This is a genomic window from Mucilaginibacter xinganensis (assembly GCF_002257585.1).
Lineage (GTDB): Bacteria > Bacteroidota > Bacteroidia > Sphingobacteriales > Sphingobacteriaceae > Mucilaginibacter > Mucilaginibacter xinganensis.
The window spans coordinates 2,701,450-2,716,692 of sequence record NZ_CP022743.1 but is presented as its reverse complement, the minus strand read 5'-3'; the positions used below and the strand labels follow the sequence as shown (position 1 = coordinate 2,716,692).

Here is a 15,243-nt window from a genome sequence, read left to right as displayed (position 1 = left end):
AAAAATAACAGGAGGGAAAAACGTTCCAAAATTTGCTGACGACAAAAGGATGTTACGATTAAATTACAAAAAAGCTACTCTTTACGACGCTGGAGGTGATCTTAAAAAACAATGGTATGTTAAGTACTCCTATCTTAACCCGGAAACAAAAAAGTTTGATCGCTTTAAAGTATTCAAAGAAATAAATCAGGAAAATACAAGGGCTTCACGTTACGACTTAGCAAATGCTTATGTAGTAGCCTATAATGAATGGCTTGAAAAAGGCGGCAGTCCATTTGACATTTTACCAACAGCGACCGACGAAAATAAAAACATCATTCATTGCATTGATTTATTTTTAGAGTTCATAGCAAATGGGAAGCTCAGGGATAATACCAAAAGAAAGTACCGAATAGAGTTAACCGTTTTTAAAGGTTGGCTTGAAAGTTCAGGCTTTGCCGGCTACGATATTAACGAGATCAAAAAGCAGCACATCTTTGACTTTGTAGAAAGCATTAAAAAGCGAAATATCAAATCAGGTAAAACAGTCAACCACTATTTAAATGACATTCGCAGGTTCTTTAATCATTATATGGATAACTATGATGATTACCTGGAGCGCAACCCCGCTGCCAAAATAACCCGTGACCCAGTAGAAGAAAAAGGAAATATTGCTTACACCGACGAAGAATTTAACGCGATAAAGAAACACCTGCTAATAGGTGATGAAACACATGCCCCGGATCCTTACCTATGGCTTGTGTGCCAGGTTATCTACTATACAGGCCTAAGGAACGAAGCAGAGTTGCCTTATTTAAAATGTGGTGACTTTGATCTTAAAAATAAACTATTCTTTGTAGAGGCTGAAATAGCTAAAAATAAGGTTAGGCAACCCGTCCCTATTTATCCTGAATTTTTAGAATTATTAGAGAGCCTGAATTTGGAGCAATACCCAGGCGACTGGTATTTATTTGGCAGGAACGATAAACCGGGACCTGTGAGGGTTGGCAATGATAATTTTGCCCGTAGGTTCAGGCCTGTTAAAAAACACTTTGGCTTTGGTGATGAATACGGCCTTTATTGTTTCAAGTCAAAGAGAGCATGTGATCTGTTCGATGATGGCGCTACTATCCGGGATATTCAGGTACTTTTCAGACATGCTGACCCTTATGTAACCATGAAGTATTTAAAAAGCCTGGGGCGCGTTGAGCGCGGTCGTGTTTATGATAAGGGTCGAAAGATTTAAAAAACATCGGGCATTGAGTATATGGAGCGTATTAGTTTTTCAGCCAGCTTTGGGGATGAAATAAAGCAGGTAACCATTATTGATGTGAATAAGGGTTCAGGCGGTTACCAGCTACTGATAGATAAATATTACTACGGGGACATTATAAAGGTCAATGGTGAATGGCATCTGCATTCCAGTACAAACCTTTTGACGTTAGATGACATTCAGGCAATTGGTGAAATAATTGAAAATAAAAAAGCCCTGTAATCTCTTACAGGGCCAAACTAAACCAACTAAACGAAAACTATCTTATTTGCTGTTTAAATATCACCAATGGCGGTTCAAAACCCAATTTAGCTTCTAATGATTCTTGAGTTATTCTGCACGCACCTAAATCATGATAACCTATTTTACCTCCATGGGTAGGTAGCCACCAACAGATTGCGTTATTATCTGAATCAATAATCATTGTCCAGTAGGCCTCCGGAATATTTATTCCTTTCATACTGCCATAAGTCCCCCATGTGCCACCAAATACCTGTATTGAGCCTTGTTGATTAGCCAGTAACCTGCAGGTGTCTTCACAAGCTAATTTAGTGCCTATATTCTCATTTTGAGGTTGTGGTGCAAGGTTTCTCTTTTCATTCATGCTTGCTTTTGCAGATACATACGAATAGGCTAAATCTTCAAAGGGAAGACAATGCCCACGGCTATAACCAGATTTTTTATAAAGCACGTCTATTTTATGAGGAAAAAATGAAATGGTATCCCTGTTGTTTGCAGAATGATTATCCAGGTGAGCTTTTGTCAATACCTCATAATTACAAATAGGGTTATACTTTACAGTATCAAATACGCTTATATAACCTCCAGTTGTATCAACTTTGCAGTTAATTAGCGTTTGTGCATGCAAGGAACATATTCCTGATAGCACGAAAATGATCAATAATATATTTTTCATTCGGCTTTAATTTAAGCTTTTGGCTGGATAAACTTCTGATATACGAATTCAATTAATCCTAATGCCAATGTAGGCCAGCTAACAGAACCACCTGTAACAATGATAGCCAATTGCCCCGAAATGGTTGTCCAAAGGCTATCCCATCCGCTGTTGGTTAATCCTGCATTAACTTTTGATTGCAATGCATCAATAATATCACTTGGTTTTGAGATATTAATACTCATTTCCTTTGCAAGGGAAGTTAATAATAAATCAACTTCGGCAGGCTTCAAACCTAATTTATCAGCCGATACTTTAACAATGGCATTATAGCCATTTGTTAACTCCGTTTTGATAATTTGCCCAAATTGCCCCGATTTAACTAAAGCATCTTTTTCGGATTGTGGTAATTGATCGTAAGCGCGCTCAACTGCATTAAACAGGAACGGTAATAGTTTTTCTAAAAACGTTTTTAAACTCATGATTTCTATTGATTAATTATTATAGTGATTTTTACTTTACATTAACAGTGTCAGCAGCATTAACTATCGGCTTGTTAGAGGCATCCGCTATGATATCATCCTTTTTGCTACTGCCTTGAGAGCTTCCAAAGTAATACCCGGTTGACGTAGATATAGCCGATACAAATGCTATTAATATTTGAGGATCAGGTTTAATATTCCTTATTGAACACATAAAGAAGTAACTAAAACCGATTACAACAATCACCAAACAAAGTATTGGCTTAATATTGTCGTTTAAAAATGATGAAGCTTTCATGTTAAAATTGTTTTGTAATAAGTGGATATAAGTTCGGCTTTATCAGTACCGTTAATTATGCGCCTTGCATTTATCGGGTCGTTTATTGTCGCGGTGAAATAGTTGCTTAACTTCTTACCGGTGAATAATCCGTTTTTCATGCCTATTACAATTATTTCGGCTGCTGATTCAGGTTGCATAGCTAAATCAGGATTATGTACGAGGTCAATATTTAACAGTTTTGCAAAGGTTTGATAATTCCCCTTCCATGTTATTTGGCAGAATCCACGGCCATAATAAGTTTGATTGGTTTCTTTATCAGGAACACCGTAAGGATGCCCACGACCTAACCCTACTTCCCTTACAGGCTTTAAGCGTGCTTCATGGTAAGCTGTAGCTAAAATATAGGCTATCTGATTACTGTCAGTAACTAAGTGTTTGTTACAGGCGCTTAAAATGGCGTTTACACTATCAACCTGTATTTGTGAAAGTGATCCTGATAATTTTCTAAGCGAGTTGAAAAGGTGTGTCGTATCCATGTTAATTTCTGCTTACGGGTGTAACTATCAGTTTATCTCCTATTCTTTTTTCAGTATAAAACCGAAAAGAGGCCAATCTTTTAGCTATTTTTTCCAATTGACCATTTACAAACCTTTTGTGGCTTTCAAGGTCTTTTTTGATTGCAACCCGTTCCACGCTATCACTAACCTTTGTGGTTTTATAACCTTTGAAATCATCAGCTAAATGTGATACCTGTATACTTAGGTCTGATACCTGTTTGCTTAAAGCTGCAATGTCTTCTTTCTTGGCTATTTTGGTATCGTAGGTAGAGGTAGCATTATGAACAGTAGTTACCGTTGCATATAGTATTGCTCCAGCTACCGTAGCGACCGGCCACCATCTTTTAATAAAACCAACATCGCGCCCTATTTGCGACAACCTTTCCTGCTCGCTCATCGTAATTATTATTTATCCTTTTTACTTAATATTTCCTTTATTGATTCTGCTTCTTGCTCATTAACATCAGCCATCATTATAGTTATAGATGTTAATAATGGTGATGTTTGATCGGGGTACTTCGCTGTAAGCCTTTCCAGTTCCCGTTGTGTTGCTTGTTGATCAATTGTTAAATCCATGGTTATGGTTTTTTAATGGTAGCTTTTTTTGCGCTGTCTGCGATGGCTTTCAGCTTGGTGGCCAGTTGTCTTTTATCCTCAAATGTTTTGGCCTGTCTTGCGAGGATCCGCTGAATTGAATCAGCCCTGGGGATATAAATAGTATTGGCTTTACGGCCTGAGATATCATCGGACAACGAATAAAACTTTTTGTCCTCTTCCAATAATTGAAAAAGCAATTGCGCTTCTTTATAAGTAAATTTAAAAGTGTCAGTTGGTGCAGATTGATCTGCCCTCGGTGCAACCGATGCCAGTTTTTGTTTGGCCGGTTTTATTTGGGCAAATGATAATGTGCTGATTGATGTTAATGCAATGATGATGATTGATTTTTTCATATTATTGTTAGTTGTCGTTAGTTTATGATGGTATAGCCAATTGTACTCGTATCAGTGGCGCTCGTTGAATTAATGGTAAATGATACGCCATTGCTGATGGTGTAGGATAAGGTTCCGACTGTGCCCCCGTTACTGATCCTGGTAAAAAATATCAGGCTTCCAGTTACTGCTGATGTATTGGAAACGGTAACCGTTCCTGCAACCAGCGTAGCGGTTCCCGCCCCGGCGTTGACGGAGGTTGATACACGAAGCTTATCTCCAAATGTTTTTGCGGTTAAGGTTTGTGTTTTGGTATCCAATATTATTTCCCGCCTTGTTTTAACAGTGCTTACTGTATCTGTAAAAAATAAACTGGTGTTGGTTGATTCTAAAGCCAATGCTTCAGGAGTGGTAAGCACTACGCCTCCGGTTCCAAATTTCAAAGGGGCCGTTGTTGCAGTTGCTGTACCGGCTTTGATATGAACACGAGCTGTAGCAGTACCTGTAGTATCCCCAAACCAAACCTTATCATTCAATTTAATTCCGGCAGTAGCGGTAAAATAAGCTTTGTTATTGGCGGAAACTGCAGTAGAGCCTACATTAATAATAATTTTATCTGTTGCTCCGACAAAAAACTTTTTACCTGTTGTTATCGCTTGTCCATTTAATGCTCCGTTTGCATCATTATAGTTTGAAGCACTTGTTGATGAGGCTATACCGAAAGTAACTTGTGTAACATTATTATTACTCAAAGTTGTAAACATTGAAGACGCTGACGCATTTTGTGAAACATTTTGTACGGTTACTCCACCGCGTGCTCCAACTTGCGCTATTACTTTCCATCCGTTAGGGTCGTTATGAGATAAATTTCCCAAATTTGATAACCCCTTTACAAATGCTGAATTAAATGCTGCTACAGCTTCCTGCCCAAACCTGTTTGGGTGTAATTGATCACCACTATCAAAAAGCGGATCAAGGGCAGAAGTAGAAGCATTTAGAACCGAGCTATAGGTATTTACCTGTATAGCGTCCGTTATAGTAGTTTCAAAAGTATTAGTTGTTATGATTGCAGCCTGGTAGGTAGCATTTGAAGCACCACCATAAGTAGGCCCAACCGGTAGGATAGAATTAAAAACCATCTGGATACCGTTAGTTCTTGCGAACTGTGCAGCAGCAGTTATATGCGCATTGGTAGTGTCCTGTGAAATTGAGTTTATAATATCATTAATACCATCGGTATAAAAAATCATTCGTGGCCTCAATGCCTTGATCTCATTCTCCAATAATATAAAATCAGAAGTCCGGTTGCTGCCACCGGCGATAACGTTCACATTGTCGTTAGTATTTGCGCCGATAATATTTGCCGCTGCATTGTTGGCAGAACCGGAAGATAACCCGGCACCGATGCTGTTACCATACCAAACAATGTCATTACCTACAATATTATTTACTACATAAGAATCATTTATGATCTTTTGAGAGCCACCGTAATGGACAATAGTTGATTCAGCTGCGCTCCATGAGGTTTGAACCGTGCCGCTGGTATATGGATCTGTATAATTAATAAATACGGTAACACCGGTATTTAAATCTTTGGCAGTAACAAAAAAGTTAGCCATAGACCTAACCATTTTTACCTGTATCGTATCACCGGTAGCAATCGTTAAGTTACTGGCAGATGTAGCCTTTGTGGTAGTTGTACCTGACCGGTAAACCTCCAGTGTTAACGTGCCGGTTGATGTATTTATCTTGGCCGACAAGGTTGCAGAAGCTGACAACGACCATAAAGAAACGCCAATTCCTGAACCGGCTGTCGTAGAAATAAATTTCGCACACCTTTCATAGTAGCTGGCATTAGTCCACCATTTATTATATCTAATTTGATTTGCAACGGTACCATCACCGCCTGATGTTGTCAGGCCTGTAGTACTGTAAGTCCAAGTTGTACCGCTACCTACCGTAGTATATAAGGCTGAATTAGCGGTGTTGGGGATTATGTTATAGATAGTGCCTAACCTTCGTTTTGATACGCCATAGATGCTATTAGCCGCATTTTCAGTAAGTAATTTTTCATTATTACCATTTAAAATGCTTTTATCAGCAAGCAACTGAATACCACTTGCATGAGTGTTATTAAATATTGCAAAATATCCCTCTGCTCCACCTTGTAAGGCGTATCCGGAAGGTGAAAAAACAATGTCCGTTCCATCATCCATGTAAATGCCACCTGCTGTTTTCATTCGTAACCCATTATAGAAATAAGGGTCAGAGTTAAAATAAGAGCGCCCGTTATAAGTGTTAGTGCCAGTATACGTATGATTACCGCTGTATATTTTCGCGCTGTCAATTCCTCGTAAATGGTTTATATAAGCAATATCAGGTATCTGCAACGTATCTAAAAAAGTTGGATGCACATCATACTGCATCCCTTTATTATAATTATTTGATATAACAATACTCCTATTGCCTGGATAAAAGTTTATAGTTTTACCAAGTCCGCTGGGTATATCAGTTTGAAATAAAGACAAGCCTCCAACAAAAGAAGTAAAGCCACTTATTGTACTATCTCCTATAGTTTGTGCATCAATTCTTTTATTTACGGTATCAAGTGCAATCCATGCTTTGCTGGTCAATGTGTCGCCCATTTGCACTAATCCGTTATTTCCAAACAAATATTTTTTGGTAACAAAAGTATTTCCGAAATATGTTCGTAGGTAGCTTAGATACATTAATGAATCGTAACCACTTGGAGATTTACCAGGATAGAAATTCAGGATGCCCCCGTTTAAAGCTTTCCACTGTGGGGTTACCTGGGCTTTTGTAGTGATAAAGCTGGCTAATAATAGCAGGATGATAAGGAGTTTTTTCATGTTGATTTTTAAATAAAAAAGCGGCATACTTCCTAAGAAATATGCCGCTCAATGGCGATCAATTATTTTAATATTCCGGTAAATTAATGGTGGTTAATCCGCTCTCTTTTAATCACAAATTTTACTAAGCTTACAAAGCTGTTTAAAGTGCTGCATTTGGGGCATTTAATCACAACTGCATAATCACTTTCACAAAGCTTTTTATTACACGATATACAACGTCTTTCTTGCACAAATATAATTGTTTAATTTGAAAATATTATTTGCATAGCATCTGCCAAAATACCACTTCCATCATCATCTACATTTATCGAAATACTATCGGGTATTTCATCTGTAACTTCACCAATACTTATAGTTGCCTGAGCTGTTAAATCTTCATAATAAAATTCACTTCCTGAAGCTATGGTAAATACAGCCCCGGGCAATGCCGCGCATGTGAAAGTATCGCCGACGTTATAGAGGCTCCCTGCGCTTACTTTTGTTACACTGGTTACAATTCCACCGGAAACTATAAATGTAGCTGTACCAGCGTTCCCTATGCCTGTAGCGCTGTAAACTCCGCTATCATTAACCATAGCTTGAGCCGTATATGTTCCATCAGTGGCCGATGTAGCCGAATTTGTGATTGAAGCTGTCAGCCAACCGCCCCCGGTTATCTTTCTGCATCTTACTTTTGGTACAGATCCTGTTTGACTGTAAAGCAATTGAAAATTGGAGAAAACCAACGGCAGCGCTTCACCTGTAGGGAAATTAATCCTAAATGGTTTAGTTACAGAAATAATATCTTTTACATTTTTCCAAAGCGGTACATCTTCATCAAGCAAATCAGCGGTTACAGGTATATTGTTACCAGTAAGAAAAGATAAAAGCAACACCTTTTCAGTCGGTGTTGCTGCCTGTATTTGTTCAAAAATTTCTGTTCTTTTCATTATGATATTGCTTTAAACCATAAGTCAATTATTCCGTAATTCTGTATGCTTACAGGACTTCCTAAACCGAGCGATTGAGATTCCAATAAATCAGTTCTCACAGGCGGTCCGGCTGCACCATAAGGGTTATCTGAACCTCCTGATTGAGTATGGTATCTTTCAGCAGGAATAGGTGTTTTTACAGTAAATGGTGCGATATTATCAACTGTTAATAAAGCTTGATTTAATGCACTTCCTAATTTAGCCCCAAATGTTTGTCCCGTTTTATACGGTAATGAAACAGCTCCCCCTCTTACATTAGTTCCGTTTGTACCGCATATAACACAGTTGTCATAACCAAAACCCAAACGTGCCAAACCTGTAGTAAAATCCCATACTGCAGCGTAGGTAAGTCCTAAACCTGTTATTTCTTCAAATATCCCGACAAAACCAGCTGGAAACTTTGTTGAAACTGCTGAACTTGGCGGTATGGCCGGGCTTTCATCCATTTGAATATAAAGCAGGAATATTGAGCATTCAAGCCCCGTTATCCCTGTTAAGTAAACCGTTTCAACATCCGTAAATGCATAATGGCGACCGATGCTATTAGCACCGTTTGGAATGTTTATGCTGCATATTTCTGAACCACCGTCCGTAGTTCCAATTTTAAGCGGAATAACGGATCCTGAATTATTATAAATTATGATATCTGTTAAGAGCGAGTTTGCCCTGAATACACTGGTAGCACTTACGTTAACCGTGGTATTTATCCATGATAAAACTTTTTGAGCAGTAACATTTGTGTAATAAGCTATAAAGTAAGGAAGCTCACTAAATTTCTTTGTACCATCACCTATTTTGAAATTAATAGGCGTTGAACCGTCCGGAGCTAATACATAAGCTGCCTCACCTTCAAAAATTACCCCAAAAGCATCTTCCTGCGAAATCCAATCAGCCTCGGTGGCTATTTTCTGTTTTACACGCGCATTTAAAACTTCGTATGTTGGCATAGCATTTAATTTGAAAGTTGTGAATCGTTAGAATTATAATATTTTTCAGTTAGTTCGATAGCATCATTTCTTATCTCAATAGCTACTAATCCGTTTACCTGGCATTTTTCAGTATCATAAGAAGCGTTGAGAGGCAGAAATAATGATGTGCCCATACTATCTATCAAATAAGTGCTATCGAATGACCAGAATTGATTACGTACGTTTATATCGGTATTTAAAATACGCATTGCTTTGTACATACAACGCATAATGGCATTTGAGGTAAGACCGGTTAAAGTGCCTGTATAAATTTCTGCATCCCTATAATCGCATTCATTACCTGAATTAAATGGAGAGGTCATTAAATTGGATAGTTGATACCCACCGAAAGAACTGCTAATATTTAGTTCTCTTTTATCTGTTGTTGTATTTTTACTTGTTGCAAAAGTACTTTCGTAAACATCATTACCCTTAGTTATGCTCAGGTAAACATTATCAACTTTATATGATTGACCTTCAGCAATACGGAATAAAACCTGAATATTTGATTCATACCCGGCAATTACCTTGTCTGTTGGAGGTGTTATAGGCAGTAAAATATGTTGGAAAGCATTAAAATCTACGGTAGCTACGTCATTAAGCGATAGTTTATCAACTGAAATAGGAATGTAGGTATCTTCAACAACCCAAAACCCTGTTTTTTTAAGAAACCATTGAATACCTCCAAGATTTAGTATTACTTTTATTCTAAGTGGATCACCATCCCAGTTTATTGTTCCATCATCATGTAAAGGAAATCCACCACCGCCAGTTATTTCAAGCAAAAAGCCAAAAATAACATAAGCAATCATGGTGTTTGTATCAATCGACAACCCATTTTTACCTAATGGATTAGTAATGCCTGTGAACATCGTAAACCATTGATCATTGGGTATAACACCCTCATAAATCAAATCTGCTGAATATCCTTTTCTATTGTCCAGGCTATCCGATGCAACAACAAAATGATTGGTTTCATCGTAAATCCCCCAGTATCTAAGATAAAATAACCCTCCATCTTTATCTATATAATCAAAGCTGCCATTAGGTAATATGTTGTCCCTGATGTTTGCTGTATAAGTTGTTTTGCAGGTTTTTATACCTTGTTTTACGGTTACTAAAGCATTTTGATTAATGAAATTAAAGCCGTATCGCCCTATTTGCTTTGTAATATTTTGAGTGCCGACATTGATTACCATTATCCCGGTATCAGCGGCTATTTGCTTGTAAGGGACGGTTGTTCTTACCAAATCATTAATCCGTCTTATGTTCCAACGGCCATCAGCTAAATAAATAGTGCATTGTGATGATTGCAAAATTCCTTTTAATATATAATCGCATGTTTGAGGTGGCCCAGGTGCATCAGTATTGCCACTACCTATACTGTTTGAATATGATTGATAAGAAATATAACCCTCTCCATTTACTGACCATTGAACTGAACCGGCAAATATATCTTCGTTATCAAAAGCTGTGCATTGAAGTAAATTTGTCCAACGTACGGGCAAATAAGCTCCGAGATTAAGAAAAAGAATATCGCGGATGTAATTCATCGGACAATAATCTATCGCGCTTGTAGTGCCTTGTAAATCGGTATGTTTATATGGGATATTTTGCAGCATAGTTAAGCCGCAAATTGCCGATAAAGTCACATTGTTTGGGTTGCTTAAAAGCGGATAAGAAATTCCATCTGGAACTAAAAAACCTTGCCATTTTAAAACACCATTTTGATATTGCCTTACAATATAATCCCGGTCTTGTGCAACTTGAAACTCTGATATATTTATTTGACCCTCTTGAATTACATTCATTGTAAGCGTCGAAGATTTATAACATGAATAGGGATCATCGGTGTTATCTGCAACCCATGTAACTACACCCGCGCTACCGTTGCCTCTTATTGGTACAGGCGTACCTCCATCATGTGTATTATCTGAAATATCAATTCGCCATTGTTGATCATCCATTGACCTGTATGGTATAGTATATTTAACGGCCATTTGAACTCCTGTCTAAAATAAATTGTAAATCTTTTCCTGAAACCGTAGCTACTAACTGACCAAACGCACCTACTGAAATACCTGTAACAATTCCATTGGCCGTATCCCTGCCAATAATTTGAGAGGTATATGCTAAACTGGCTTTTAACAAGGCTGTTTGTTGTTGCTGTTCTGCTAATTGTTGCGCTTGTAATTCCTTTTGTGCTTTTGAAGCACTGAATAAACCGCTTATTCCACCAATTAAAGCTCCTCCGATAGCTCCTATAACAGTACCTTCTGGGCCAAATGCACTTCCAATCAAAGCCCCCTCACCGGCACCCTTTAGTAATCCCCCAACTCCTTGACCAACTTTACTTGTAGGTGAAGTTGCACCGCTAACAAGACCGCCCGCCAAAGACAAGGCAGCAGCAGCACTTGCTACTTTACTTGACAAGTGGTTACCAGCTTCTGTAATAGCTTTACCTCCTGTTTCAGCTCCTGAACCTATAGCACCACCGGCCTTTGTTGCTGCATCTTTAAAATTTGACGCTGATGTTTCTACAGTATTTCCAAAAGTCAGGGAACCATCCGAATTAGGCGCAAAACTTCCTAATCCTGTATTTGCAGTTAATCCAGGTACAATAGAAGAACCACCGCTTGCACCTGAAAGTAACCCGCCTACAGAACCTCCTTTAGTAGTATTGTAAAAATCTAATCCGGCTTGCTTTATTTGATCTGCTAAAGAAGTGCCGGCAGATTTTAATAAGGTAGAAACCCTTTCAGCTGATTGTTCTTCAGGTGATATTTTTAATTGTGATGCAGTTGGAGTTAATAAAGTTTTACCTAAATTTTCAGTAATCTGCTTAGTAAAGCTTTGCAGTATAGATTGATTAAATGAAGTACTGAATTTATTTACTAAATCACTGAAGATTGCACCAAATGAAGTTGTACTTTGTTTTTCAAGCTCCTTTATTCTATTTATTTGATTGCGTGTAGCCTGATCCTGTGCATTAGCTAACTGTGCTGAATATTTAGCATCTATGCTTTGACGTGCTGCACCTAATCCGGTTAAAGATGTATAAAAATCAGTTACAAATCCTTGAGTTGCCGATTGCATTGCAGCGGCAAAGTTTTTGGATATTTCAATACTTACAGCTTCAAAATTTGCTGTATTTAAAACTCCATTTACCTGTGATTGAACAGAATTAATATTATCTACTGCTGATTGAGGTAGCTTTGAAGAAACAGCTAACTCACGTAATTTGTTAAAATACGCATTAGCTGAGCTTATTCTTTTCTGCCATTCAGAATTAATTTTGTCGGTACGTGATGTTTCCCCATCATCTAATGTAATGAAGGCTTGGTTCGCTATATCGACTATCTTATCATAAACCTGTTGTTCTTGCTGAATGTATTTTTCATCAATAGCTTGTATGGCAGGTAATAAATCAGATTTTGCCGCTAATATTTTAGCCTGGGCATCATTAGCCTGTTGTATTTGGGCATCGTAGTTTGTTTTGGCGGCATCTAAGGCACTTTGATTGCCGTTGGCTTTAGTTATTGCGTTCTGATAATTTGCGTTGATTTGAGCCAGCGTTTGCGTTCCCTCTGTTGCCTTTACTATAATATCATCATAAAGCCTTTTTACATGGCTAAGTTCTTCATTGTATCCGAACTGCTGTTTTATGCCGAAATCATTATTTATTTTAGTTATTGCATCTGCTGTTATTTGAGCCTCCTTTATTTGGGCATCAGATAATTGTTTTGACTCATTAACTGTAAGTATTCCGCGTGCATTGTTTAATGCTGAAGTATCATTTGCCGCTTGCGTTGGTGAAAGTCCGCGTTTGCCATTAGTTGCAGAAAATAAAGCGGATTGATTAGCAATTTTAGTTGCGATCTTATCCAGTTGAACCCCAAAAGCTTCATATTTTGAAGTTATATCTGCAACCTGCAGTGCATAACCTGTTAATCCTGATTTGTTAGCATCAGCACCTGATTTTGCGATAATATCGGCTATTTGCTGCTGTATAGATAATTCTTCCTGCTTTGATTTTAACAAGTTGGCCGCATTTTTACCTTCAATAGAATCAAGTTCAGCCTGTATTTTTTTTTGCTCTGCAATATTTTTGTTAACCTGTTCTTGTGTTTTAAGATACGGTTCTATTGCCTTTAAATTAGCAAGTTGCTTTTCAAGACTATTTATTAATCCGCTGTTTTTACCGGCATCGGCAGCACTTTGATTATTAACAGCTATTTTATTAAACGCATCAGTTTGTGCCCTTGCTGTAGCTACTGCAACGTTATAAGTATGAATCTTATCGTTTAAATCATCATATTGCTTTTTTAATACGCTTAAATTAGATGCTGCTACAGAAGCACCTCCTTGTCCTGGACCTGAAAAACTTTGACTGAATTGCGCCCCATTTTTGTTGAATTCTTTTGTAGCGTCTTCAAGTTCCTTTTTAACTTTTTGAAGCGGTGCAAGTAAAGCATCAGCTGCTACCTGGTTTTGAACCTGTGATTTATTACTTTCACCTGATAATTGTAAAGCTGCTGTAACTAAGCCTAAAGCTTTTATTGCTTCACCCGCATTTTTATAAGCCTCCGTTAATGCATTTGTTTTAGCAGCAGCGGTATCTATATTAGCAAAGAATTGCGGGAAAGCATTTTGTAGATCTGTTAATTGTGAAGTATAGTCATTACCAGCACTAACTTGCTGTTCTAAAGCTGTGTATAATTCGTTAAGCTTTGCTATTTGGTCACTGTAAATTTCAGATGCTTTTGCCTCTACACGCTGTTGCGCATTAAGAGTTGACAATACATCTTCCAATGCTTGTTTTTGTTCGCGTAATGCCTTTAAATGCTCCGTTGCTGCCTGTGCAGCCGTTTTTTGATGCCTTTCATAAGCAAGTAACCCTCCACCTAACAACGCTACACCTAATATTATTAGGTTAACCGGTGTTAATAACGACGAAAATGCAGCTCCTAATGCAGCTGTACTTATGCCGGATGATGCTGCAACTGTTCCTTCCGCTGCTATTGCACCAGTTGCTACAGTAGTCGCTCCGGCTGCAAATTGGGCGTTTTGAGCATAGTAAAGAAAATCAACAGCTAACAAACCTATTCCTTTGGCAACTCCTGCAAGGTTACTGCTATCGAGTGTTCTTACCACATCCTTCGCAATTTGACGGGCACCAAATAGGTTATTTGATAAAGCTATTATTTGGCCGTTTACATTTTGCAATGAAACTCCCTTAATAGCATTACCCATTTCATCAAATCCAACCTTACCTATATTTTTTGCTTGCTGTAAGCTAATTTCTACCTGCTGTATTTCAGCATTTAAAGCTACTAAGTCTTGAGCAGGTGCGATTAATCGCTGTGAATTAAGATCAGCTAATGCTTGTTTTAAACCAATAACATAGCCATCTGCAACTGCTATTTGTTCAGCAGTTTGTTGAGTTGTTTGTCCTAAAGTTTGCGCTGTTGAATTTGCCCCGGCCAATGCCTGTGAGTATTCTTGTGCATTTATTGCCCCGGATGCGAGTTGTTGATTAAGTGCTGTTACAAATGCTGATTCTCCTTGAACGGATCCTATTAATTGAGGACGGGATAAGTTTTCTGCACTTGGCGTATTTGATGTATCATTTACAAATGACCTATTTACTTTAGGAGTTGAGGCAATAGAAGCATTCAAATCATCTATTTGACCTTTTAATCTTTGAATATCAGCGCTCATGGGGTCATACCCATTTGCAAGCAAAGAATTTATTGCAGATTGGTACGCTGATATTTGTTGAGTTTGATTGCCAATACTATCACCAAATAAAGTAGCGTTTCCCTGTGCAACTAAAAGCTTTTGCCCTAACGTATCTAAGGCTGCAATTCCGTTTTTAAATTGCAGTGAAATGTTCGCATTATTTATGGCATTTGTGAGATTTTCAATGTTGCCAATTGCTCTATCCGTGGCCGCAATTAACCCGGAGTTATCACCTGATATCGAATATTCTAACTGTGGCATATTAATGTAAATATAAAACAAAAAAACCGCCTT

The 15,243-nt window shown here is 38.0% G+C and carries 15 protein-coding genes; 2 read left to right on the top strand and 13 right to left on the bottom strand.

Annotated elements, in window-relative coordinates:
• Nucleotides 1-49 precede the first annotated feature (49 nt).
• Nucleotides 50-1,225 (top strand): tyrosine-type recombinase/integrase, encoded by a 1,176-nt coding sequence (locus tag MuYL_RS23225; RefSeq protein WP_157740812.1) that lies wholly within the window; start codon nt 50-52, stop codon nt 1,223-1,225.
• A 21-nt stretch (nt 1,226-1,246) separates the two neighbouring features.
• Nucleotides 1,247-1,474: a hypothetical protein gene (locus MuYL_RS11910; protein ID WP_094570792.1), complete on the top strand. Its 228-nt coding sequence runs from the start codon at nt 1,247-1,249 to the stop codon at nt 1,472-1,474.
• A gap of 37 nt (nt 1,475-1,511) precedes the next feature.
• Here MuYL_RS11910 and MuYL_RS11905 read toward each other — a convergent pair whose 3' ends face one another.
• From MuYL_RS11905 to MuYL_RS11850, 13 genes are all read right to left on the bottom strand, one after another.
• Nucleotides 1,512-2,168, bottom strand: a complete 657-nt coding sequence (locus MuYL_RS11905; RefSeq protein ID WP_094570791.1) for a DNA/RNA non-specific endonuclease — start codon at nt 2,166-2,168, stop codon at nt 1,512-1,514.
• 11 nt (nt 2,169-2,179) lie between these two features.
• Nucleotides 2,180-2,629 (bottom strand): hypothetical protein, encoded by a 450-nt coding sequence (locus tag MuYL_RS11900; RefSeq protein ID WP_094570790.1) that lies wholly within the window; start codon nt 2,627-2,629, stop codon nt 2,180-2,182.
• Nucleotides 2,630-2,660: 31 nt separating this feature from the next.
• Nucleotides 2,661-2,927 carry a hypothetical protein gene (locus tag MuYL_RS11895; RefSeq protein WP_094570789.1) on the bottom strand — a complete coding sequence of 89 codons (267 nt, stop codon included), beginning with the start codon at nt 2,925-2,927 and terminating at the stop codon, nt 2,661-2,663.
• Entirely contained in the window at nt 2,924-3,445 is a 522-nt protein-coding gene (locus tag MuYL_RS11890; RefSeq protein ID WP_094570788.1) for a hypothetical protein, read from the bottom strand. Before MuYL_RS11890 ends, MuYL_RS11895 begins: the two co-directional genes overlap by 4 nt.
• Nucleotide 3,446: 1 nt before the next feature.
• A complete protein-coding gene (locus MuYL_RS11885) occupies nt 3,447-3,863 on the bottom strand; it encodes a hypothetical protein (protein ID WP_094570787.1) in 417 nt (138 codons plus the stop codon).
• A gap of 8 nt (nt 3,864-3,871) precedes the next feature.
• Nucleotides 3,872-4,042, bottom strand: a complete 171-nt coding sequence (locus MuYL_RS23220) for a hypothetical protein (protein WP_157740810.1) — start codon at nt 4,040-4,042, stop codon at nt 3,872-3,874.
• A 2-nt stretch (nt 4,043-4,044) separates the two neighbouring features.
• Nucleotides 4,045-4,416 (bottom strand): hypothetical protein, encoded by a 372-nt coding sequence (locus MuYL_RS11880; protein WP_094570786.1) that lies wholly within the window; start codon nt 4,414-4,416, stop codon nt 4,045-4,047.
• A 17-nt stretch (nt 4,417-4,433) separates the two neighbouring features.
• Entirely contained in the window at nt 4,434-7,265 is a 2,832-nt protein-coding gene (locus tag MuYL_RS11875) for an SGNH/GDSL hydrolase family protein (RefSeq protein WP_157740808.1), read from the bottom strand.
• A gap of 83 nt (nt 7,266-7,348) precedes the next feature.
• On the bottom strand, nt 7,349-7,498 hold the full coding sequence (locus tag MuYL_RS23870; RefSeq protein ID WP_157740806.1) for a Com family DNA-binding transcriptional regulator: 150 nt from the start codon (nt 7,496-7,498) through the stop codon (nt 7,349-7,351).
• Between the two features lie 12 nt (nt 7,499-7,510).
• Nucleotides 7,511-8,197, bottom strand: coding sequence for a hypothetical protein (locus tag MuYL_RS11865; RefSeq protein WP_094570783.1), 687 nt, complete (start codon nt 8,195-8,197; stop codon nt 7,511-7,513).
• Nucleotides 8,197-9,186, bottom strand: a complete 990-nt coding sequence (locus MuYL_RS11860; protein WP_094570782.1) for a hypothetical protein — start codon at nt 9,184-9,186, stop codon at nt 8,197-8,199. The genes MuYL_RS11865 and MuYL_RS11860 overlap by 1 nt, the downstream gene beginning before the upstream one ends.
• 5 nt (nt 9,187-9,191) lie before the next feature.
• Complete coding sequence (locus tag MuYL_RS11855; protein ID WP_157740804.1) at nt 9,192-11,174, bottom strand: hypothetical protein; 1,983 nt, start codon at nt 11,172-11,174, stop codon at nt 9,192-9,194.
• Between the two features lie 22 nt (nt 11,175-11,196).
• On the bottom strand, nt 11,197-15,210 hold the full coding sequence (locus MuYL_RS11850) for a coiled-coil domain-containing protein (protein ID WP_094570780.1): 4,014 nt from the start codon (nt 15,208-15,210) through the stop codon (nt 11,197-11,199).
• Nucleotides 15,211-15,243 lie beyond the last annotated feature (33 nt).